The sequence below is a fragment of the Actinomyces israelii DSM 43320 genome (assembly GCF_000711965.1).
GTDB classification, from domain to species: domain Bacteria; phylum Actinomycetota; class Actinomycetes; order Actinomycetales; family Actinomycetaceae; genus Actinomyces; species Actinomyces israelii.
The window spans coordinates 116360-139329 of record NZ_KL544003.1 but is presented as its reverse complement, the minus strand read 5'-3'; the positions used below and the strand labels follow the sequence as shown (position 1 = coordinate 139329).

Genomic DNA, 22970 nt, shown 5'->3' with positions numbered 1-22970 from the left:
CCAGGCACCTGGAGAGCTACGGCATTCGCCCTTCGGTGGGCAGGACCGGGGTGTGCTGGGACAATGCCTGGGCGGAGTCGTTCAATGCGACCCTGAAGAACGAGAGGGTCTATCAGATGGTGTATCCCACAAGAAGCAAGGCCGTCCGGGATATTGCCTCCCAGGTCGAGCCCGGTACACACGCAGAAACGACTCCACTCCGCCCTGGGGCACAGGACGCAGGGCGAGGTCGACCAGGAGCACCGAGCAGTAAGACAAGCAGCCTGAAAGACCGCTTTCAGGGCTGTCCGAGACACGCCCAGCAGTCCAAAGATCTCCAGTCACAGCCAGGCAACAACGACGCCAGACCCCACCAGACCCCCAGACACCCACCACCCAGAACGACGTCGCCCCCGACGGCCGCAGCCGCATAGGGAGAAGGGCACGAGAGGACCCGGACCGGAACGATCAGGACAGGCGGGCCCGCACCGCCGCCAGGATCTCGTCGTCGACCTCAGTGCCCGTTTCAGTTCCCGTTGTTGAGGACGGCGTGACCGATCAGCTGGTCGATGCGCCGGACGTCGACTCCCCTGCCGAGCTTGATCTTGATGTGACCGGCTCGCGTCCACAGCTCGATCTCGGCGTTGAGGTCGAGGGTCCCCGCATTCTCCGAGGACCACATGTTGATGGCGGAGTAGGGCAGGGAGTACATCTCGACCTTCCTGCCGGTCAGGCCCTGGGAGTCCTTCACAATGAGCCGCTTGGAGGTGAAGATGGCGGTGTCGCGGAAGGTCCGGAAGGCCGCCCAGGGCCGCTCGCCCTGCACGAGCAGCTGGCCGACGTCCTGAGGGATCGGCACCTCCGCATGGAACGTCCACGCCGTGATCGCCGCAGTCTCCATGAGGCCTCGATTGCGCTCTGGACGGCACCGTCTGCCGCCGACGGCGCGATGCTAGCAGGTCGGGTCCCTGCGGGCCCCGGAGGCCGTCAGGCCGGGGCCCCCACGCGCAGGGCGGGCATGCCCAGGCTCACCGGGGCGGTGTCGGACTCGGGGGCGGTGTGCGCCTGGCTGCGGCGCCGCTCCCAGGCGTCCCCTGCCCGGGTGCGGCGCACCCGGAACAGCGCCGGACCGTCGTCGTACCAGACGCGGTCCCCGGCGCCCAGCGCGTCGTTGGCGACCCGCTCCCGGGTGCTGAGCACCTCCCCGCAGCGAGCGGAGTCGGCGATGAGGTTGTGCGGGGCGCCGTGGGTCACCCGCACTATCGCCATGTCCCCGGGCCGCGGAGCGCCCGCGGCGTAGTCGCCGGCCGCGAGACCGGCCGGCAGGGCGGCGTGGACGAGCCGGTTGTCCGCCGCGCGCCCCGAGACGCGGGCGGTCGCCGCGTCCCGGCGCCCCTCCCCCTCGGCGACGAGCAGCTCGACGACCCGCCCCTCCTGCTTGACGTTCTCCTCATGGGTGATGCGGCGGACCAGCTCGTCCAGACGCCGGTAGCGGTCCTTGACCACCTCGACGGGGACCGCGGGCAGGTCCGCGGCGGGCGTGCCCGGGCGGGGCGAGTACTCGAAGGTGTAGGCGGAGGCGAAGCGGGCCTTCTCAACGACGTCGAGGGTGGCGGCGAAGTCCTCCTCGGTCTCCCCGGGGAAGCCGACGATAATATCGGTGGTGATCGCGGCCTCGGGCAGCCTGGCTCGCACCTCGTCGAGGATCCGCAGGAACTTCGCGCTGCGGTAAGAGCGGCGCATGGCCCGCAGGATCCGGTCGGACCCGGACTGGAGCGGCATGTGCAGGCTGGGCATGACGGCGGGCGTGGCGGCCATGGCGTCGATGACGTCGCTGGTGAAGGCCGCCGGGTGGGGGCTGGTGAAGCGCACCCGCTCAATGCCTTCGACGCCGCCAGCGGCGCGCAGCAGCTTGGCGAAGGCGCCCCTGTCCCCGAAGCCGACCCCGTAGGAGTTGACGTTCTGCCCCAGCAGGGTCACCTCGGTGACCCCGTCGGCGGCGACCGCCTCAATCTCGGCCAGGACCTCCCCGGGCCGGCGGTCGCGCTGCCTGCCGCGCAGGGAAGGCACGATGCAGAAAGTGCAGGTGTTGTTGCAGCCGACGGCGATGGACACCCAGGCGGCGTAGGCGGACTCGCGGCGGGTGGGCAGGGTGGAGGGGAAGACCTTGAGGGACTCCTCGAGCTCGACGGCAGCCTCGGCGTTGTGGCGGGCGCGCTCCAGCAGGGCGGGCAGAACGTCGATATTGTGGGTGCCGAAGACGACGTCGACCCAGGGGGCGCGTTCGACGATCCCCTGCCCCATCTGCTGGGCCAGGCACCCGGCCACGGCGATCTGCATGCCGGGGCGCCGGCGCTTGACGGCGGCGAGCTGGCCAAGGTTGCCGAAGAGCCGGTTGGCGGCGTTCTGGCGCACCGAGCAGGTGTTGAGGATGACGACGTCGGCACCGCCGTCGCCCGCCTCGGTGGCGCGGGCCGCGGCCTCGGGCACGTCCTCGACGCGCAGGTAGCCTGCGTCCTCGAGGAGGCCGGCCATGTGCTCGGAGTCGTGGACGTTCATCTGGCAGCCGAGCGTGCGCACGTGGTAGGTGCGCGGCGCGGCTCCTCGGGCGTCGAGCCGGGGTGTGGCGTCAAGAGTGGTCATCGCCTGGCAGTGTAGAGGAGGCGAAGGAGGCCGCCTGCTGCGGCTCCTCGTGCTACCCTCCTCCGCGGCGCCCGGGCGGGCGGCGCGAGGGCCATCGCCTGCGTGACGGCCCGCGGTCCAGTGCTGAAGAGGAGGAGCGAGTGGGTCACCCCACGATTCGGCGCGCGCGGGGGCTCATCGACTCGGGCCGCCCCGACCTCGCCGCCGAGCTGCTCATCACCGTCAAGCCCGAGAGCCCCGACCAGGACTACGACCGGTGGACGGCGCTGGCTGCGGCGCTCACGCTGACCGGCGACCTGGATCGTGCCCTGGACAGTGCGGACCGCACCGTGTCCCTCCGCCCCGAGGGCCTGGACGGGCTGATCGCGCGCACCAGGCTTCTGCACCGGATGGGCCGCGAGGCCGAGGCCGTCCAGTGCGCGTTCGACGCCATCCGGATCCACCCCAGGAATGAGACGCTCTTCGGTCTGCTCGCCCTGTCCTATCTGAGCCTGGGTGAGACCGGGCCCGCGACGAGCGCGGCAGACATTGCCGTGTCCGAGGCCCCCGACAGCCGTTGGGCCCACCACGTGCGCGGCATGGTCTACCGGACCGTGAACCCTGCGGCGGCGAGGCACGCGTTCGAGAGGGCGCTCGAGCTCGACCCGGACCACGAGAAGTCTCGGCTGGAGCTGGGCAGGCTCAATACGGAGGCTATGGAGGCCATGGAGGCTGCACAGGCTGCGGCCCGAGAGCCCAAGACGCCGGATCAGTACCTCTCGGAGGTTCTCAGCAAGGCCTGCAAGAACACGCTCACGTTATTCATGGTGATCGTCATGCCAGTCCTCGTCCTGGCGAGGCTGCTGTTCACATTCACGAAGTCCGCACTCCCGATCTGGTGTCTGGTCGTGGCCCTCCTGATCGTCTTCGGCCTCTCGGCGCACTCCGGAATGAGATATATCACCTCGTCCGTCCAAGCGGCGTCGCTCGGAGAGCACCCCTGGCGCTCCGCCTTCAAGAATAGCCATGGAGTGATCAAGCAGATCGGCAAGATCGCCCTCTTATGGACGACCATCCTGGGCTCAGCAGTCGCTTTCATCGCACTCACCATCTGGGGCTGATGCGACACGCGGTTCACCTGGGCGGCTCGCCCCCAGAACCTGAAGAGCACTCGCCTCCCACGCCCTAGCCGAGATCGCGGAGGAGCCCCTCGGACAGCTCGGCGGACAGGGGCATGCCGTCGATCGTAGGCATCGGATCCGGCACAGACAGGGCGCCGTCGTCGCAGTCGAAGGCGGCCCCCGGGTCGTCGGTGCCGACGTCGCCCCTGAAGATGATGCGACGCGCCCAGCTCCCCGATCGCGCCTGCTCCAGGACGCCGCGGACATCGGCGACCTGAAGGGGGCCGCTGCGCCCCTGGGAGCTGCTCTCGACCAGGACGGACGCACCGGGGGCCAGGTCCTGCACCGTGAGATCTGTCCAGCCGGCCTCCCAGGCCTTGTCGGAGAGGCCGTCGATCGGCAGGGCGGACAGGTCCCCACCGGCCCGCATCTCAATAGTGGCCGTGAGGCGGCTCAAGGCGACCTGCTTGAAGAGCACGCTCTCGGGCAGGCTCGCAGGCGCTGCGAGCATCCAGCCGACGCGCCGGCCCCTGCCGTCCGGCACCGCCTGAGGAGCAGGATCTCCCCCGAGGTAGCAGGACAGGGTGTCGTCGGTAATGTCAGCCTGGCCCGCTCCATCGACGAGCACGGGGACGGCGATTGCCACGCACGCCCCAAGACGAGCCGAGTCCGTGGCGCCTGTGAGGCCGGCTGTGAGGGCCTGGTCCTCGCCCCCGCTGGTCCATCGCAGATCGACATCGACGGACAGGCCCTGCCCGCCGGCGATCTCGTCAGAGACCTCCGCGTGGAGCCCGGTGAGGAAGGCGCCCATATCCTCCGCATCGGCGTCGCCCTCCTCGGAACTGCGGTAGAGGACGACCTTGGAAGCAACACCGGCGCCTTCGAGTCTGGTTGTGGCAGCAAGGCTCCGAGAACGGGCATAGGCCTCAACGGCGTCCCGCAAGGACTCAACGCCGGCAGCAGGCGAAGGCGGCGGCGGCATGACGCACCCGCACCCTCGATGCCACGGGGGTCGGAGAATCCCCTGGCTCACGGCGACCGCCCCGACCCCCGCAGCCCCGAGGAGGGCCACGCCGCCGACCAGGGCGGCGCGTCGACCCACCCGAGACGCGCCGGTACGTCCAGGCCTGTGGGAGGGCCCGTCATGAGAACGGCCCGGGACAGGCTGACGGCCAGCGTCAGTACTCATGATACGGACGATACCTGACCTCAGGCTCGCCAACGAGGGGCGCTTCCCCATCCAGGGCCCGGACGACTGGTTCCAACGCGGCGCGGATCCGAAGCTCCCAACCGCTTCCAGGGACAGGCGCGCGACCTCGGGCAGCACCGACTGCGACCACACGCGGCGGAGCGCAACCGCGCCGAGCAGAGTCTCCCGACCCGCGCTCGCGCCCTCCCGCGTAGTCGTTCAGTACGCGGCCCGCAACAGGCCCGGCCGGCCGAGGTCGAGGGCCCGCCTGACGTCCGCCGCGGGCTGCGACCCCTCAAAAAGGTGGCTCCCACGCACTTTTAAGGCGTTCGCCGATCCTGGGCGCAGCGGGGAACGGCGTGATTCCGCGGTTCTGCGGCGAGAGCGGGGCGGGGGCCGGTGCTAAAAGTGCGTGGGAGCCACCTTTTCCGACTGATGTCCGCCTCTCGGGTGTCCCGGAGCGCCCCGAAGGATTGATGGAGGCCCGGCGACGGGCCCCGCTGAGCCCCTTGAACCGATCTCGGGCCGGAGAACAACCGATCTCGGGCCGGAGAGGGTTGAGACCGCGCACTCCGATGCGCGTGCGCCTAACGGGTGCCGGGGCGCCACGGCGCGCTGGCGCATCCGTTCACGAGGGCCCCGGCTCGTCCCCTAGGATGTGGGCCGGTTCATGCTCCGACCGGAGGTCCTCATGGCTCGACGACACGCCGTTCCCCACGTCCCCTTCGTCCTGCGCCACATCGGCGCCACGGGCGACCGCCAGGATCCCGTGCTGGCCACCCTGGGCCTGCACGAGCTCGAGGATCTGGCCACCGCCGTCGTCCCCGCCGGCCTGCCGGCCCTGCCCCCGCCCGGCGGCAGCGAGCCCTCCACCGCCACCGGCGGCCTGTCCGAGCCCGAGGCCATTGAGGCCCTGCGGGCAGTGGCCGCCCTCAACGAGCCGCACACCGAGATGATCGGCCGCGGCTACCACCCCGCCTTCACACCCGCCGTCATCTCCCGCGACGTGCTGGGCAACCCGGCCTGGACCACGGCCTACACGCCCTACCAGGCGGAGATCAGCCAGGGCCGGCTCGAGGCCCAGCTGCTCTTCCAGACGCTCATCAGCGACCTGACCGGCCTGCCGGTGGCCTGCGCCTCGCTGCTGGACGAGGCCACCGCGGTCGCCGAGGCGGTCCTGCTCATGGCGCGGGCGTCCCGCAGGGCCGCCGGGCGCCCGGTCGTCCTGGACTGCGGCCTGCACCCCCAGTGCATCGAGGTGGCGCTGGCCCGCTGCGAGGCGCTCGGGATCCGAGCGCTGACCGCCGGGCCAGCGGCCATTGAGGACGGCTCGGCGGCTCCCGGGGAGCAGCTCCTGGGCGCCGTCCTGGCCCACACGACCACGCGCGGAGCGATCCGGGACCTGGCCGGGGCGATCGCCGCGGTCCACGAGCGCGGCGGCCTGGCGGCCGTCGACGCCGACCCCCTGGCCCTGACCGTCTTGAGGGAGCCCGGCGCCGTCGGCGCCGATGTCGCTGTCGGCAGCGCCCAGCGGCTCGGCGTGCCCCTGTTCTACGGCGGCCCGCACCCCGGCTTCATGGCTGTGGCCGACAGTCTCCGCAGGCAGGTCCCCGGCCGAATCGTCGGCGTCTCCCGGGACAGCGAGGGCCGCGAGGCCTACCGTCTGGCCCTCCAGACCCGTGAGCAGCACATCCGGCGGGAGAGGGCGACCTCCAACATCTGCACCGCCCAGGCGCTGCTCGCGGTCGTCGCCGCCTTCTACGCCGTCCACCACGGCCCCGAGGGACTCAGGGCGATCGCCGGCCACGCTCACGCCCAGGCCGCGCGCATCGCCGCCGGGGTGCGCGCGGCGGGGCTCTGCATCGAGCACGAGAGCTTCTTCGACACCCTCAGCGTCGTCGTGCCGGGCGCCGCCGAGCGGGCGGTCGCCCGCGCCGAGGAGCTCGGCTACAACCTCCGCCTGCTCGACGCCGATCACGTGGGCCTGTCCACCAACGAGACCACGACCGATGAGGACGTCGCCGTCGTCGTCGGGGCCCTCACCGGCCGGAGGCCCGCCGACCCCGACGACGGCGCACCGGCCCGGGCCCTCCCCCTGCCGCCGGCCCTGGTGCGCGAGAGCGCCTTCCTGACCCACCCGGCCTTCCACGACTACCGCAGCGAGCCCGCGCTCGTGCGCTACCTGCGCCGCCTGGCCGACCGCGACCTCGCCCTGGACCGCACTATGATCCCGCTGGGCTCGTGCACCCTCAAGCTCAACGCGGCGGCGGAGTCCGCGCTCTGGCTCGTCCCCGAGCTGGCGGGCATCCACCCCTACGCTCCCGCCGCCCAGACGGCGGGCTGGCGGCTGCTGCTCGCCCAGCTCTCGCAGCGCCTGGCGGCCCTGACCGGCTACGACCGCGTCAGCCTCCAGCCCGCCTCGGGCGCCCAGGGCGAGCTGACCGGCCTGCTGGCCATCAGGCACTACCTGCGCGACAAGGGCGAGGGCCGGCGCGACCTGTGCCTGGTGCCCGCGAGCGCCCACGGCACCAACGCCGCCTCCGCGGCCGGGGCGGGCCTGGCCGTCAAGGTGGTCGCCACCGCGCCCGACGGCTCCATCGACGTCGACGACCTCAGGGCTACGCTGGCCGAGCACGGCGACCGCCTCGCCGCGATCATGCTGACCTACCCCTCGACGCACGGCGTGTTCGAGCCGCAGGTCGGCGAGGTCACCCGCCTGGTCCACGAGGCCGGCGGCCAGGTCTACATCGACGGCGCCAACCTCAATGCTCTGGCCGGGCTGCTGCGGCCCGGCGACCTGGGCGGGGACGTCTCCCACCTCAACCTGCACAAGACCTTCGCCGTCCCGCACGGCGGCGGCGGGCCGGGTGTGGGGCCGGTGGCCGTCAAGGAGCACCTGGCGCCCTACCTGCCGGCGGGCCCGTCGGGCTCCCCCGCCCCCGAGGCGGCCGACGCGGACCACGGCTTCCGCGGCGCCCCGGTCATGGGGGCGCGCTTCGGCTCGGCCGGCGTCATGCCGCTGGCCTGGAGCTACCTGGCGCTGCTGGATGACGCCGACCTGCGCAGGGCGACCCTGTCCGCGGTCGCCAACGCGAACTACCTCTCGCGCCGGCTCCGGGACTGCTTCCCGCCCCTGTACTCGGGCCCGGGCGGGTACGTCGCCCACGAGTGCATCCTCGACCTGCGCGAACTGACGGCGCGCTCCGGGGTGAGCGCCGAGGACGTGGCCAAGCGGCTCATCGACTACGGCTTCCACGCCCCCACCCTGTCCTTCCCGGTCGCGGGCACGCTCATGGTCGAGCCCACCGAGTCCGAGCCGCTCGAGGAGCTGGACCGCTTCGTTGAGGCCATGCGCTCCATCCGCGGCGAGATCGACGAGGTCATCGCCGGCCGGACCGCCGTCGAGGACTCCGCGCTGCGCCGCAGCCCGCACACGCTCGCGCAGGTCGCCTCCGACGAGTGGGACCGCCCCTATCCCCGCAGCCGGGCCGCGTTCCCGGAGCCGTCACTGGTGCGGGACAAGTACTTCCCGCCGGTCTCGCGCATTGACAACGCCTGGGGGGACCGTCACCTGAGGTGCACCTGCCCCGCGCCCGACAATGCCGCCCCGGCCGTATCGGCCGCGCTGACCGCCCGGCCCACCGCCGTCCTGACATCAGAGGAGGAACGATGACCGAGCACAGGCCCCCAGAGGAGACCCGGGAGTCCGCCACCGCGCGCACGGTGCGTACGGTGCGCACCACGCCCCTGCACTCCGTGCACGCCGCAGCGGGCGCCTCCTTCACCGACTTCGGAGGCTGGCAGATGCCTCTGCGCTACGCCTCCGACCTCGCCGAGCACCATGCCGTGCGCCGCAGCGCCGGCATCTTCGACCTGTCCCACATGGGCGAGGTCAAGGTGACCGGCCCCGGCGCCGCCGCCGCGCTCGACCACGCCCTGGTGGGGTGGATCTCGAAGGTGGCACTCGGCCGGGCCCGTTACACCATGATCGTGGCCGAGGACGGCGGGATCATCGACGACCTCATCGTCTACCACGTGGGCGACCAGGAGTACCTCGTCGTGCCCAACGCCGGGAACCGGGAGCGCGTGGCCGCCGAGCTGGCGGCGCGCTGCGCCGGTTTCGACTGCGAGGTCGCCGATATCTCGCTGACCATGGCGCTGATCGCCGTCCAGGGCCCGCGCGCGGAGGAGATCCTGCGCGGCGTCATCGGCTCCGGCGCCGGGATGCCCGCGGCGCTGCGCCCCGAGGAGGGCGCCCCCGACGACGGCGGGGACTGCGGGCCCGATGTGCTGTGCGGGCCCACGATCCTGCGGCGCCTGCGCTACTACGCCGCGGTGCGGGCCGCTGCCGCCGGGCACTCGATCCTGCTGGCGCGCACGGGCTACACGGGCGAGGACGGCTTCGAGCTGTTCTGCGGCGCCGAGGACGCCGTCGACCTGTGGACCGTCATCGCCGGGCGCGCCGCGGCCCTGCCGCCCGGGGACGACGACGCCGGCGGGAGGCCGCTCCCGGCGCTGACGCCCTGCGGCCTGGCGGCGCGCGACTCGCTGCGCCTGGAGGCGGGGATGCCGCTGTACGGCCACGAGCTGACCGAGGAGACCACGCCGTACGACGCCTCGCTGGGCGCCGTCGTCAAGCTGGACAAGCCCGAGTTCGTCGGCAGGCAGGCGCTGGCGGCCCGCGCCGCGCGCGAGGGCTCCGAGGGCACGCGGCGGCTCGTGGCCCTGGCGGGCGAGGGGCGCCGCGCGGCCCGCGCCGGCTGCGAGGTCCGCGACCATGAGGGCCGGCGCGTCGGAGTCGTCACCTCCGGCCTGCTGTCCCCCACCCTCGGCCACCCGATCGCCCTGGCGCTGCTGGTGCCCGCCTCCCCGGAGGAGCCGGGGTGGCCGGAGGGCACGGCCCTCGATGTCGACGTGCGCGGCCGGACCCACCCCATGAGGGTGGTCGCCGCGCCCTTCTACCGGCGCGCGCGCTGACGCCGCCAGCCGTCCTGAGAGGAAAGGAAACCGATATGCCCCGTCAGCACATTAGACTCCACCTGCGGTACTCGGCCGAGCACGAGTGGATCGACGCCGGCGCGCCCGCCCGCGTCGGCATTACGGCGGTGGCCGCCGACGCCCTGGGCGAGGTGGTCTTCGTCGAGCTGCCCGAGGTCGGCGCCGAGGTCGAGGCCGGCCAGGTCTGCGGCGAGCTGGAGTCGACCAAGGCCGTCTCGGACCTCTACTCCCCGGTGACCGGCACGGTCGCCTCCCGCAATGATGCGGTCGTGGACGACCCCAGCGTCATCAACACCGACCCCTACGGAGAGGGCTGGCTGTTCGCCGTCGAGGTCACCGGGGAGGGCGAGCTGCTCAGCCCCGAGGAGTACGCCGAGCGCTTCGACGCCGAGATCGCCCCCGCCTGAGCCCTGCAGCCGCCCGCGCCTCCCCTTTCGTCGAGATCGGTTCACTTCCGCGTCGAGATCGGTCATGTGAACCGATCTCGAGCCGGAATACGACCGATCTCGGCGAGTCCCGGCCGGGGCTCGGGGCGACTCGCATGCGCGGCCGCGCCCCTGCTGCGCGCCCGGACTCAGCGCAGGTTGAGGATCTCCCCCGTGGCGGCGTCGATGTCGATGCGCTCGGCTGCGGGCCGGCTCGGCAGCCCGGGCATGGTCGAGACCGCGCCGCACAGGGCGTAGACGTAGCCTGCGCCGGCGGCCAGCCGCACCTCGCGCACCGGCAGCCGCCAGCCGGTCGGCACGCCCCTGCGGGTCGCCTCGTGCGACAGCGACAGCGGGGTCTTGGCCACCACGACCGCCAGGCGGCCGAAGCCGTCGCGCTCGCAGCGCTTAAGGAAGCGCGCGGCAGCGGGCGCGTAGTCCACGCCGTCGGCCCCGTACATGGCGGCGACCCTGCCGATCCTGGTGCGCAGGTCGTCCTCGGGGCCATACAGCGCCCGGACCGGCGGCGCCCCGGCCCGGCGGGCCCGGTCGCAGGCCTCGACGACGGCGTCGGCGAGCTCGCGGCAGCCGGCGCCGCCGTCGGTCACGGGGCGGACGGCGGCCGCCCGGGCGCCGGTCTCGCGGACGATCCGCAGGGCCTCGGCGACCTCGGCGTCGTGGTCGGTGGGGAAGATGTTGACGGCCACGACCGGGGTCAGGCCGAAGCCGCGCACGATCCCCAGGTGGTGCAGCAGGTTCGGCGCGCCCGCCCGCACGTCCTCTACGCTCTCAGCCAGCATCTCGGCGGGCAGGTCCCTGCCGCTGGCGAGGCGGTAGCGGCCGGAGTGGGCCTTGAGGGCGCGCACGGTGACGACCAGGACTGCGGCCTCGGGCCGCATGCCGGAGACGGCGCACTTGAGGTCGATGAAGCGCTCCAGGCCCATGTCCGCCCCGAAGCCGGCCTCGGTGAGGACGTAGCCCGGCGCACGCTGCGCGGTCCCGGCCGTGCCCCGGGCCGCGACAAGGTCGGCCAGGACCGAGGAGCAGCCGGTGGCGATATTGCCGAAGGGCCCGGTGTGGACCAGGGCCGGTGCGCCCTCGCCGGTGCGCAGGAGGTTGGGGGCCAGAGCGTCGCGCAGGATCGCGGACATGGCCCCCGCCGCCCGGAGGTCCTCGGCGGTCACCCACCGGTCGTCGGCGTCACGGCCGATGACGATGCGGCCGAGCCGCTCGCGCAGGTCGGCCAGGGACGTCGCCAGGGACATGATGACCATGACCTCGCTGGCCGGGGTGATGTCGAACGAGGACTGCCGGGTGACGCCGTCGGCGCGGGTGCCCAGGCCGGTGACGATGTGGCGCAGGGCGCGGTCGTTGACGTCCAGGACGCGCGGCCAGGTAATGGTCCGCTCGTCGATGCGCAGCTCGTTGCCGTGGTGGAGGTGGTTGTCGATGACGGCGGCCAGGAGGTTGTGGGCGGCGGTGACGGCGTGGAAGTCGCCGGTCAGGTGCAGGTTCATGCGCTCGGCGGGCAGGATGCGCGCCCTGCCGGAGCCGCCCGCCCCGCCCTTGATGCCGAAGGTCGGGCCCATCGCCGACTGGCGCAGGGTGAGCACGGGGCGCTCGCCGCGGCGGGCGAGGGCCTGGGCCACTCCGATGGCGACGGTCGTCTTGCCCTCGCCGAAGGGCGTCGGGGTCATGCCGGTGACGACGACGTAGTGGCCCGCGCCCCGGGGCGCCGTGGCCTCGCCGGACCGCAGGACCCCCAGGTCGATCTTGGCGACGTCGCGGCCGTAGGGGATGACGTGCTCGGCCCCGATGCCGGCCCGAGCGGCGAGGTCGCGGAGGTCGGGGGCGGTCCGGGCGCCGTCCCGGTCGGATTCGCTCATGGACCAAGCGTAGAGGAGTGGTTCCGGGAGGCTCCGGGCGCGTCGAGATCGGTCGAGTTCCGCGCCGAGATCGGTCATGTGAACCGATCTCGAGCCGGAACCGGACCGATCTCGGCGGTGGGGCGGGTGGTGCAAGCGACGCGGCTCCCGGAGCCCGCTGGCGGCAATGCACAGGCTGCGTTCAGATTTTCGCATACCCGAAACTTTGCATAGGATCGGGCACGGGCCCGTCGGGCACCTGGGCGACGATGCCCGACGGGACCCGCTCAACGATTGGAGTTCTCATGACGCATCCCACCGAGGTCCTCGCCCGAGCGGGGATCACCAACCCCTCAGTCCACGAGTTCGTCACCGAATGGGCCCAGATCCTCACCCCCGACCGCATCGAGGTCGTGGACTCGGATGCCGACGAGCGCCTTCTCGCCGAGGCGCTCGACGCCGGGGAGATCATGGAGGCCGGCTCCGGCCGCTACCTGGCCCACAGCCACCCCAAGGACACCGCGCGCTCCGAGGAGCGCACGGTTGTGGCCACCCACGACCCCGCTGACAGGGGCGTCTACAACAACTGGCGCGACGCCGACGAGGTCCGCGCCCAGCAGGTCGAGCGCATGAGCGGCGCCATGACCGGCCGGACGATGTACGTCGTCCCCTACCTCATGGCGCCCCCCGGCTCGCCCCTGGCCCGCTGGGCCGTCGGCGTCCAGCTCTCCGACAACCGCGTCGTCGTCCTCCAGATGCTGCGCATGGCGCGCGTGGGCACCGGCTACCTCAACGACCTGGACGACCCAGGCTTCTTCGTGCGCGCCGTCCACGCCACCGGGGACCTGGAGGCCCTGGGCCAGGGCACCGAGGAGGACCGCCGGCTGTTCGCCACCATCGCCGACGACCGCACCATCCTGCACTTCGGCTCCGCCTACGGCGGCAACGCCCTGCTGGGCAAGATCGCCCACGGCCTGCGCCAGGGCTCCTACGACGGCTGGGCCTCGGGCCGCTTCATGGGCGAGCAGTTCATGCTCATCGGCATCCGGGACAGGGTCACCGGCCGCACCTACCACGTCTGCGGGGGCATGCCCTCGGCCTCGGGCAAGACCAACCTGGCCATGATGCTGCCGCCGGCCGCGCTCAGCGACCGCTACGAGGTCGACTTCTACGGCGACGACATCGTCTGGCTGCGCGTGGGCGAGGACGGGCGCGTCTACGGCATGAACCCCGAGTACGGGACCTTCGGGGTGGCCAAGGACACCAGCTGGGAGTCCAACCCCAACGCCATGAGGGCGATCGCCGAGGGCACCGGCACCCTGTTCGTCAACGTCGCCCACCATGAGGGCACGAAGGACCTGTGGTGGGAGGGCAAGACCCCCGACTACCCCGACGACGTGACCGGCTGGCGCGACTGGAAGAACGAGCTCGTCTCCGAGCGCCCCGCCGACCACCAGCGCTCCGGCGCCGACGAGGACCTGTGGTCCCAGAAGAACTCTCGCTTCACCGCCCGCCTGTCCGTGGTGCCGAACATCGCCGAGGACTACGAGCGGAGCGAGGGCGTGCCGATCGACGCCATTATCTTCGGCGGGCGCTGCCGCGACCGTGAGCCGCTCATCCGCGCCATCACGGACCTGGCCGAGGGCGTCTACGACGGCCTGACGCTGGGCGCCGAGGCGACCTTCGCCGCGGAGGGAACCGAGGGGCGCCTGCGCTACGACCCCATGTCCATGCGCCCCTTCATGTCCTTCCCCGAAGGCGCCTACGCCCGCCACTGGCTGGACGTGCTGGGCGCCGCCGAGCACACGCCGATCTTCGCCCACGTCAACTGGTTCCAGCGCGACCCCGACGACGGGCGCTTCCTGTGGCCCGGCTACGGGGAGAACCTGCGCGCCCTGCTGTGGCTCATCGACGTCAAGGAGGGCCGGGCCCAGGGCGTGCGCACCCCGGTGGGGCTGGTCCCGCGCGTCGAGGAGCTCAACCTCGACGGATTCGATGGGGACCGCGGCGACCTGGAGCGCCTGCTCGAGATCGACGCCGACCGCTGGCGCCGGGAGATGGATCTGCGCGAGGAGCACCTCGCCCAGTTCGACGGCCTGCCCGAGGAGATCTGGGAGGCGCACCGGCGCGTGCGCGCCGCCCTGGATGAGGAGGCGAGCGGCGGTCCAGGCCGCCGGGCCTGACCCGCGGCCCTGCGCGCCGGCGACCCCTCAGCCCTGCTCCGCCAGGGCCCGGTCGAGGGCGCGCAGGGCGGCCTCGCGGGAGTAGCCCTTGCGGCCCAGCAGCGCCAGGGCGCGGCGCCGGCGGACCGCGGGCTCGAGCCCCCGGGTGGCCGCGAGCTTCTTGCGCGCCAGGGCCAGGGCCGCGGTCGCCTCGTCGTCGGAGTCGATCTGGCCCAGGGCCGCACGGATGTCGTCCTCCCCCAGGCCCTTGCGCCGCAGCTCCTCGGCGATGGCCCGGCGCGCGGCGCCCTTCTCGGCGAAGCGGGTGCGCGCCAGGGCGGCGGCGTAGGCGGCGTCGTCGACGAGTCCGACGGACTCGAGCCGATCGAGGACCTCCTCGGCGATGTCCGGGGCGACCTCCTTGCGCGCCAGCAGGTCGGCCAGCGCCGCGCGCGGAGCGGGCGAGCGGTCGAGGCGCCGCAGGACGACGTCCCGTGCAGCCTCTACCTCCTCCTGGTGCTCATCGGCGGTGAGCCAGGGCACTAGAAGCCGCCGGCGTCCTCGCCGAAGGCGGAGTCGATGTCCAGCTCGGCGGCGTTCTTCTTGGTGCGCCTCTTGGCGGTCTTGACGGCGCCCTTCGCGGCCGAGTCCCTGTCCTTGGCCGGGCCGGCGGAACCGGCGGAGTCGTCCTTGGAGGGGCCCTTGGCCTTGGCATCGGCCTGCGCGGCGGCGGCAGCGGCCTCCTCCTTGGCCCTGCGCCCCGGCTCGCCCACGCCCAGGGCGGCCAGGATCTTGTTCTCGATCTCCTCGGCGAGCTCGGGGTTGTCCTTCAGGAAGGTCCGGGCGTTCTCCTTGCCCTGCCCGAGCTGGTCGGTGCCATAGGTGTACCAGGCCCCCGACTTGCGGATGATGCCGTTGTCGACGCCGAGGTCCAGCAGGCCGCCCTCCCGGGAGATCCCCTGGCCGTAGAGGATGTCGAACTCGGCCTGCTTGAAGGGCGGAGCCATCTTGTTCTTGACGACCTTGGCCTTGGTGCGGTTGCCCACGGGCTGGTCGCCGTCCTTGAGGGTCAGGGTGCGACGCACGTCGATGCGCACCGAGGCGTAGAACTTCAGGGCCTTGCCGCCGGTGGTGGTCTCCGGGCTGCCGAAGAAGACGCCGATCTTCTCCCGCAGCTGGTTGATGAAGATGGCGGTGGTGCCGGTGGACGAGAGCGCTCCGGTGATCTTGCGCAGCGCCTGGCTCATGAGGCGGGCCTGCAGGCCGACGTGGGAGTCGCCCATCTCCCCCTCGATCTCCGCCTTGGGAACGAGCGCGGCAACGGAGTCGATGACAATGATGTCCAGGCCGCCGGAGCGGATGAGCATGTCGGTGATCTCCAGGGCCTGCTCGCCGGTGTCCGGCTGGGAGACGAGGAGGTTGTCGGTGTCCACGCCCAGAGCCTTGGCGTAGACCGGGTCGAGGGCGTGCTCGGCGTCAATGAAGGCGGCGTTGCCCCCGGCCCTCTGGGCGCTGGCGACGGCGTGGAGCGCGACGGTGGTCTTGCCGGAGGACTCCGGCCCGTAGATCTCGACAATGCGGCCGCGCGGGAGGCCGCCGATCCCCAGGGCGATGTCGAGGGCGGTCGAGCCGGTGGGGATGACGGCCACGGGCGGGCGGGTGTCATCCCCCAGGCGCATGACCGACCCCTTGCCGAAGGACTTGTCGATCTGGGCGAGTGCGGTGGCCAGGGCCTTGGACCGGTCCTTGGTCTGGGTGGCGACGGGCATGGGTCTACCTCGGGTTCTCGGGCGGCTCGACGCCGCGGCGGTCATGGCTGGTCCTGTGGTGAGGTCCCCTCTCCGGGGCTCACGAACGACGTTATGCCGGACCACCGACATGTTTCACCGCTCCCTATCGAGCCCTGTGGGCACCGGGCGCGCGAACGTCGTCTGTGGACCAGTGTAGCCGAACACGTGTTCGAATCCCAGCCGGGATGATGACGTGTCGCTCACCGCCGGGATGGTCGCCGTCGAACATCCTCCCGGAAGACCCAGCGGTCCGCGTCGCCAGCCTGCGTCTCATCGCACAGGGCGTGCCAGACCTCGCGTGGAGGCACCCCTGCCGCCAGCGCCTCCACGCAGGTGGCCCCCAGGCCCGGCACCACGAGGTCCTGCGCGAGAGAGCGCCCGTAGGCCGAGCCGTGCACGGTCTCCACTGCCTTCCAGAACTCGGAGTGCTTCATGTGGGATCCCTGTCGCGTGCGCGCAGGCGCCCGTGGGGCGAAGAGGCGGGCCGCGCCCCGCGCCCTCCTGCAGCGCGAAGGCCCAGCCGTCTCCGGCGCCGCGGACGGCACCGGAGGCAGAACTGCCTGGTCACCTGGTCGCGCGCAGTGCGCGATCAGCGCAGGGGCACGCCCTGCTGGCGCACCAGCTCGTCGGGGACCGTGTCCGGGATGGTCACGCCCTCGGTCACGGCGATGCGGTCGGAGACTTCGCGCAGAACCACGGACAGCGGGGCCTCCAGGGCCTGGCAGATGGAGGCGAGCAGCTCGGAGGAGGCCTCCTTCTGGCCGCGCTCGACCTCCGAGAGGTATCCGAGCGAGACCCTGGCCTGGCCGGAGACCTCGCGGAGCGTACGGCCCTGGTGCTGACGCACCGAGCGCAGGACCTCGCCGATCTCACGGCGCAGGAGGACGTTCTCGTGCTTGCTGGCGGTGGCGTCCGCAGCCGCACCGCGTCCAGCCTTGACGGCCGGGCGCATCGGCGCGCGTCCGACCGGTCGAGCGGGTCGGGTTGTGCGGGGGTGAGTCGCGTTATTCATCGTGTGGTGCAACCATTCACTGCGGAGATTCATTCCCGCCGCCGTGGGGCTGTGCGCCTCGCCGGCGGCAGGATCATCAAAGCCGAGGATCCTGGAAGAAACCTGGGTATCCGACAGGTTCCCTGCTGAGGAATCAGGTCTCGGCCGCACCGAGCAGGGCAGCGGCGAGCGCGAGGACCGCCGTGGTCGCCCCGTCGCGCACCTGCATGCGGTCCCCGTCCAGGTGGAGCTCGCGCGAGACCTCGCCCCACGGCGAGACCACCGCCACATGCACGGTGCCCGCGCGGTGGCCGTCGGCCGGCCCGGGGCCCGCCACGCCCGTGGTAGCCAGCCCGAGGTCGGCTCCCATGAGCGCGGCCACGCCGCTCGCCATCTGCCTGGCGACCTCGCCGTCCACCGGGCCGGTGCGCTTCAGGCGGCGCTCGTCGACCCCGAGCACCTGGGCCTTGATCCGCGTGGCGTAGGCGACCACGCCCCCGACGACGACGGCCGACGCGCCCGGGACGCTCACGAGGGTCGAGACGACCTCGCCGCCCGTGAGGGACTCGGCGACCGCAACGGTCAGGCCGCGGCTCTCGGCGCTCGACAGGAGCCAGCGGGCCGCCTCGACCAGGGTGGAGGCCCGGGGGGCGCCATCGGCGGGGCTCATCGTCCAGCTCCGTCCGCCGTCCGCCGAGCGATGCGCCAGGCCTGAGCGGCATAGTCGCCGCCGGTGACCACGGTGACGACCAGCGCGCCGGCGATGATGACGTAGGCGAGCGCGGTGATCCCGCCGGCGATGGCGTCGGGCAGGAGCATGCCCCAGGGCATCAGCAGACCGACGATGCCGAACATCTGCAGCACCGTCTTGAGCTTGCCGCCGCGGGAGGCCGCCATGACGGCGCGCCGCAGCATGACAAAGCGCAGCACCGTAATGCCCAGCTCGCGCACAATGATGACGATGGTGACCCACCACCACAGGCCGCCTGCGACCGAGAGCAGGAGGAAGGCTGACAGGGTCAGGGCCTTGTCCGCGATCGGGTCGGCGATCTTGCCGAAGCTGGTCACCAGGCCCCACGAGCGGGCCAGCTGCCCGTCGAGGCGATCGGTGAAGGCCGCGACAATGAAGACGAGGGTCGCCGTCAGCCTCGTCGCCTCGCCGGGGCTCAGCATGAGCCAGATGAAGACCGGCACCAGAATGAGCCGCAGCACGGTCAGGGCGTTGGCGACATTGAGCAGGGGCGCGCGGCCCGGCGCTGAGGGGCCCTGCGGGGCCGGGACTCCGGCGGCAGCGCCATCACGATCGCCATGGTCCTCGCAGCCCTCGCAGCCCTCGCAGCCCTCACGGTCGGGGGGCGTCGGAGTGGCGTTCATCGGGACAAGCCTAACGGTGTGAGCGCCCTCTTCAGCCCAGGCGCGGCACGACGGCGGTTGCGCACGGGCGATGCCGGGTGTGGGCCAGGACATAGTCTTCCGCTCGAAGTCCTTTCAACGGCGTGGCCGAGCCCCTACCCTGAGACGTATGTTTTCTCACACTTCTGAATCCTCTCGGCTCGGCGACCCCGCGCGGCCCTCGATCCCTGGGGCGCGCCGACGGCGCACCGGGCCGCTCGCGGTGGTCGCCGTCGTCGCCCTGGTGTGGACCGGTGCCGCCAGCGCCTGGCTCCTGACCGGCTGCGCCCGCTCCGCCACCGACCCGGCGGCGGCCACGGCGTCCGAGGAGCCCGCGGCGAGCCCCTCCCCCACGCCGCCGCCCGACGCGCACCTGACGATCGGATACGGCGGCGACGTGCTCATGCACGTGCCCGTCATGGACGACACCGAGGACGGGCAGGGCGACATCGCACCGCTGACCGCGGCGGCCCGGCCCTGGACCAGCGGGGTCGACCTGGCCCTGTGCGGCATGGAGGTCCCCGTCTCCCCGACCGGCGTCGTCTCCGGATTCCCCACCTTCGGCACCCTGCCGGGCGTCGTCACCGCCCTGAAGAGCACGGGCTGGGACGGGTGCGCGACCGCCTCCAACCACTCCTGGGACCAGGGGATGGACGGCGTCATCGCCACCGCCGACGCGCTCCAGGACGCCGGCATGGGCTGGAGCGGGACCAACCGCACCCAGGCGGAGGCGGACAGGCCCTACCAGATCTACGAGCTCCAGCGCGAGGGCCGCACAGTGAGGGTCGCCGAGCTGTCCACCACCTACGGGCTCAACGGCTTCACCGCCGACCCGCAGTGGGCGGTCAACCTCAATGACGTCGACTGGGCCGCCAAGCAGGCGCGGGCGGCCCGCGAGGCGGGAGCCGACATCGTCGTCCTGCACTCCCAGATCGGCGAGGAGTACACCTCCGACCCGGTGGCCGAGCAGACCGAGTACGCCCAGGCCATCGCCGACACCGGCGAGATCGACGTCCTGTTCAGCGCGCACCCTCACGTGCCGCAGACCAACGAGCTCCTCAAGGGCGGCCCTGGCGGCGCAGGCATGTGGGTGTCGTACTCGGCCGGCAACTTCATCTCCAACCAGTCGCCCGAGCTGGGCAACGCGCTGGCGGGCACCGGCACCTTCGTGTGGGTCGATGTCACCGTCGGTCAGGCCGCCGACGGCGCGAGTGAGGTGCACGTGGACGCCCTGCACTGGCACCCCTTCACCGTCGACAACAACGGCCACCACATGATAGACTTGGCGGCCGCCCATGCCGGCAGCGTCCCCGAGGGCTGCACCCTGAGCGAGGAGGAGCTCGCCAACCGGTGGGACGCGGCGACGACCTTCCTCAACATGGAGACCTACTCCGATGACGTGCCCGCCATGACCGGGCCGGAGCCGACGGTGGTGCCGCGCGGCTGAGGCCCGGCGGGACGGGCCGCTCCCCGTCCGCCCGGGTCCGGGAGCCTTGGGCGGCCCCCGCCCGGCGCTGGCCGCCTCACCAGGAGGGGCCGCGCCCGGTCAGGCTCCAGGCGTCCTCCGAGTCTGTCGCGTCCCCCGCGTCTCCTGCCCCGTCGGAGGCGGTGTCGCCGCCCCACGGCTGCGGGACCCGCCGATCCGCATCGGTTCCGGAGTCGGGGGTCCGGGAGGCGGGCGGAGCGGCTGCCGGCCGGCGGTCGCCCGCGCCGGCCGCGTCGGCCGAGCCCGCCGACCGGGCCGGCTGGGGGGCACCGGCCTGCTGCGCCTGCCCCGCCTGCTGGGGCTGCTCGGGCTCGCCGCCGGGGGCGCCGCCCTCGCCCTTGATCCAGGCCAGCGTCTCCTCGAGCTGCTCGGGGGCCACCAGGACGTCGCGGGCCTTGGAGCCCTCGGAGGGGCCCACGACCTCGCGGGACTCGAGGAGGTCCATGAGCCTGCCCGCCTTGGCGAAGCCGACCCGCAGCTTGCGCTGGAGCATGGATGTCGAGCCGAACTGGCTGGAGATAATGAGCTCGGCGGCCTGCAGCAGCAGGTCCATGTCGTCGCCGATCTCCTCGTCGATCTGCTTCTTGACCTCCGGGACGGTGACGTCGTCGCGGTACTCCGGGGTGAGCTGGCGCTTGACGTGCTCGACGACGGCGCGGATCTCGGACTCATCGACCCACGAGCCCTGGACGCGCACGGGGGCCGAGGTGCCTGGGCCCAGGTAGAGGGCGTCGCCCTGGCCGGTCAGGGTCTCGGCGCCGTTCTGGTCCAGGATGACGCGGGAGTCCAGCTGGGAGGCGGTGGCGAAGGCCAGGCGCGAGGGCACATTGGACTTGATCAGGCCCGTGACGACCTGGGCTACGGGCCGCTGGGTGGCCAGCACCAGGTGGATTCCGGCGGCGCGGGCCAGCTGGGTGATGCGCTGGATGGAGGCCTCGACGTCCTTGGGCGCGGTCATCATGAGGTCGGCGAGCTCGTCGACCACCACCAGCAGGTAGGGGTAGGGCGAGATGACGCGCTGCGAGCCGGGCAGGGGCGCGACCTGCCCCGCGCGCACCGCCCGGTTGAAGTCGTCGATGTGCTTGAAGCCGAAGGAGGCGAGGTCGTCGTAGCGTGCGTCCATCTCGCGGACCACCCACTCCAGGGCCTCGGCCGCCTTCTTGGGGCTGGTGATAATGGGCGTGATCAGGTGCGGGATGCCCTCGTAGATCGTCAGCTCCACGCGCTTGGGGTCCACCAGCACCATGCGGACCTCCTCGGGGGTGGCCCGCATCATGATCGAGGTGATCATGGAGTTCACGAACGAGGACTTACCCGATCCGGTTTGACCGGCCACGAGCATGTGGGGCGTCTTGGCGAGGTTGGTCACCACGTAGTCGCCCTCGACGTCCTTGCCCAGGCCCACCACCAGGGGGTGCGTCTGCTTCTTGGCGGCGCCCGAGCGCAGGACGTCGCCGAGCTTGACCATCTCCCGGTCGGAGTTGGGGATCTCCACGCCGATGGCGCTCTTGCCGGGGATGGGGGTCAGCAGCCGGATCTCGTCGCTGCCCACCGCGTAGGCGATGTTCTTCTCCTGGCCCGTCACCCGGGAGACGTTGACGCCACGGCCCAGGTGGACCTCGTAGCGGGTGACCTGGGGGCCGCGGGTGTAGCCGGTGACGGTGGCGTCGACATTGAACTCGGTGAAGACGTCCTGGAGCTTCTCGACGATCGCGTCATTGGCCTCGGTGCGGGTGGCGTGGCCGGCCCCGGGCTCCAGCAGGCTCTCGCTGGGCAGGGTGTAGGTCGTGCCGTCGGGCAGCGCCATCGGCACCATCCCCGGCATCCCTGACATGTCCGTCATGTCCGTCATGGAGGGCTCGTCGGCCGGGTCGGTCTCAAGCGACGGAGTCTCCTCGGTGACGGCGTTGGGCTCGGCCGGCGGGACCGGACGCGGCCCCCGAGAGCGCGCCGCGGCGGAGCGCCCCGGGCGCACGGCGGGGGGCGAGTCGGGCTCGTCGTCCAGGGGCACGCCCGCGGCCGGGGTCGACAGCACGGAGGTCGCCGTCCGGTCGCGGGTGTCGTCGTCGAGGGCGGGCTGGGCCCCCGTGTCGGCCGCCTCCACGGAGGGGGGCTGCGTGCGCTTGCGGCGTCCGCTGCCCCGGCGCCGCTTCTCGGTCTCCAGCGCGGTGCGGAAGGGCTCGTCGCCGTCGTAGGACCCCAGGGTGCGGGTCTGGGCCTCGTCCTGGGCCCTGCGGCCGCCCGCGGTGCGGCGCATCGCCCCCAGGACGCGCGTAGCCAGGTTGTCGCCGGGCTCGCCGCCGTCCTCCCTGCAGGCGGAGCCGCGGCGCTCGGCGAGCTGCTCGCGCAGGTCCGCGATGGTGCGTCCGGAGATCACCAGGGCGGAGAAGGCGATGAGCAGGACGAACAGGATGACGGCGGCCACGGAGGAGAACAGCACGACCAGCGGGTACCCGACGGCCCAGCCGAGCAGCCCACCGGCCTCCTCCAGCGGAGCCATGCCGTGTGCCAGGGAGGGGTTGCCGGAGACGACCTGGATGATGCCCGTCACCCCCGCGAGCACGCCGAGGGTGCCGACGCTGATGCGCGCGTGCACCGTGCCCAGGCGGCGGACCCGCAGCATGGCCACTCCCAGCGCTCCCAGCAGGAGGGGGACGGCGATGCCCAGGACGCCGACGGGTCCGGCAGCCAGGTGGTGCAGGACGCCCCCGGCGGCGCCGGACACGCCCAGCCACTCGCGCAGGCCGGTGACGACGGCCAGGGCGAGAATGACGAAGGCCCATGCGGTGCGGCGGTACCGGCTCCCCGACGGAGACGGCTCCATCTGCTGCGTGGGCTGCTTCGAAGCGCGTCCGCGGGGGCCCCGGGCGCCGGAGCGGGCGGAGGATGAGGGGGAAGTGGCCATGGTGCCTGCGACATTATCGAACTGGCGGCGTTTCGGCAGCCAACC

General features: G+C 72.4%; 17 protein-coding genes and 1 pseudogene. 7 read left to right on the top strand and 11 right to left on the bottom strand.

Features of this window, described 5'->3' with window-relative positions:
• Positions 1-108, top strand: a pseudogene (locus O145_RS19995) (integrase core domain-containing protein); the annotation flags it as partial.
• 397 nt (positions 109-505) lie between these two features.
• Here O145_RS19995 and O145_RS15745 read toward each other — a convergent pair.
• Both O145_RS15745 and miaB read right to left on the bottom strand, forming a co-directional pair.
• Entirely contained in the window at positions 506-880 is a 375-nt protein-coding gene (locus O145_RS15745; RefSeq protein ID WP_043564683.1) for a PH domain-containing protein, read from the bottom strand.
• Between the two features lie 86 nt (positions 881-966).
• Positions 967-2622 carry a tRNA (N6-isopentenyl adenosine(37)-C2)-methylthiotransferase MiaB gene (miaB, locus tag O145_RS15740; RefSeq protein ID WP_043564681.1) on the bottom strand — a complete coding sequence of 552 codons (1656 nt, stop codon included), beginning with the start codon at positions 2620-2622 and terminating at the stop codon, positions 967-969.
• A gap of 140 nt (positions 2623-2762) precedes the next feature.
• Between miaB and O145_RS15735 the strand changes: the two genes are divergently transcribed.
• Positions 2763-3722: a tetratricopeptide repeat protein gene (locus O145_RS15735; RefSeq protein ID WP_043564679.1), complete on the top strand. Its 960-nt coding sequence runs from the start codon at positions 2763-2765 to the stop codon at positions 3720-3722.
• A 64-nt stretch (positions 3723-3786) separates the two neighbouring features.
• On the opposite strand, the gene O145_RS15730 is transcribed toward O145_RS15735, so the two are convergent.
• Positions 3787-4533, bottom strand: coding sequence for a hypothetical protein (locus O145_RS15730; RefSeq protein ID WP_043564677.1), 747 nt, complete (start codon positions 4531-4533; stop codon positions 3787-3789).
• 1048 nt (positions 4534-5581) lie between these two features.
• Between O145_RS15730 and gcvP the strand changes: the two genes are divergently transcribed.
• The 3 genes from gcvP to gcvH are packed head-to-tail and all read left to right on the top strand — an operon-like array spanning position 5582 to position 10316.
• A complete protein-coding gene (gcvP, locus tag O145_RS15725; protein ID WP_229118636.1) occupies positions 5582-8584 on the top strand; it encodes an aminomethyl-transferring glycine dehydrogenase in 3003 nt (1000 codons plus the stop codon).
• Positions 8581-9888 (top strand): glycine cleavage system aminomethyltransferase GcvT, encoded by a 1308-nt coding sequence (locus O145_RS15720; protein WP_043564675.1) that lies wholly within the window; start codon positions 8581-8583, stop codon positions 9886-9888. The genes gcvP and O145_RS15720 overlap by 4 nt, the downstream gene beginning before the upstream one ends.
• Positions 9889-9923: 35 nt before the next feature.
• Positions 9924-10316, top strand: a complete 393-nt coding sequence (gcvH, locus tag O145_RS15715) for a glycine cleavage system protein GcvH (protein ID WP_043564673.1) — start codon at positions 9924-9926, stop codon at positions 10314-10316.
• Between the two features lie 167 nt (positions 10317-10483).
• On the opposite strand, the gene O145_RS15710 is transcribed toward gcvH, so the two are convergent.
• Positions 10484-12220 (bottom strand): formate--tetrahydrofolate ligase, encoded by a 1737-nt coding sequence (locus O145_RS15710; RefSeq protein ID WP_043564671.1) that lies wholly within the window; start codon positions 12218-12220, stop codon positions 10484-10486.
• 284 nt (positions 12221-12504) lie between these two features.
• Here O145_RS15710 and O145_RS15705 point away from each other — a divergent pair, with 284 nt between their 5' ends.
• Positions 12505-14382, top strand: coding sequence for a phosphoenolpyruvate carboxykinase (GTP) (locus O145_RS15705; protein ID WP_043564669.1), 1878 nt, complete (start codon positions 12505-12507; stop codon positions 14380-14382).
• Positions 14383-14409: 27 nt separating this feature from the next.
• On the opposite strand, the gene O145_RS15700 is transcribed toward O145_RS15705, so the two are convergent.
• From O145_RS15700 to pgsA, 6 genes are all read right to left on the bottom strand, one after another.
• Entirely contained in the window at positions 14410-14904 is a 495-nt protein-coding gene (locus O145_RS15700) for a regulatory protein RecX (protein ID WP_043564668.1), read from the bottom strand.
• Positions 14904-16130, bottom strand: coding sequence for a recombinase RecA (gene recA / locus O145_RS15695; protein WP_043564666.1), 1227 nt, complete (start codon positions 16128-16130; stop codon positions 14904-14906). The genes O145_RS15700 and recA overlap by 1 nt, the downstream gene beginning before the upstream one ends.
• 221 nt (positions 16131-16351) lie before the next feature.
• A complete protein-coding gene (locus O145_RS15690) occupies positions 16352-16585 on the bottom strand; it encodes a DUF3046 domain-containing protein (protein ID WP_043564664.1) in 234 nt (77 codons plus the stop codon).
• A gap of 155 nt (positions 16586-16740) precedes the next feature.
• A complete protein-coding gene (locus tag O145_RS15685; protein ID WP_404975981.1) occupies positions 16741-17163 on the bottom strand; it encodes a helix-turn-helix domain-containing protein in 423 nt (140 codons plus the stop codon).
• Between the two features lie 133 nt (positions 17164-17296).
• Positions 17297-17812, bottom strand: coding sequence for a CinA family protein (locus O145_RS15680; protein WP_043564661.1), 516 nt, complete (start codon positions 17810-17812; stop codon positions 17297-17299).
• A complete protein-coding gene (gene pgsA / locus O145_RS15675; RefSeq protein WP_043564660.1) occupies positions 17809-18516 on the bottom strand; it encodes a CDP-diacylglycerol--glycerol-3-phosphate 3-phosphatidyltransferase in 708 nt (235 codons plus the stop codon). The genes O145_RS15680 and pgsA overlap by 4 nt, the downstream gene beginning before the upstream one ends.
• Before the next feature lie 148 nt (positions 18517-18664).
• Here pgsA and O145_RS15670 point away from each other — a divergent pair, with 148 nt between their 5' ends.
• Positions 18665-19981: a CapA family protein gene (locus O145_RS15670; RefSeq protein WP_084682682.1), complete on the top strand. Its 1317-nt coding sequence runs from the start codon at positions 18665-18667 to the stop codon at positions 19979-19981.
• 76 nt (positions 19982-20057) lie between these two features.
• Here O145_RS15670 and O145_RS15665 read toward each other — a convergent pair whose 3' ends face one another.
• The gene (locus O145_RS15665) at positions 20058-22925 is read right to left on the bottom strand and encodes an FtsK/SpoIIIE family DNA translocase (RefSeq protein ID WP_052375295.1); all 2868 of its coding nucleotides are present in this window, start codon (positions 22923-22925) and stop codon (positions 20058-20060) included.
• Positions 22926-22970 lie beyond the last annotated feature (45 nt).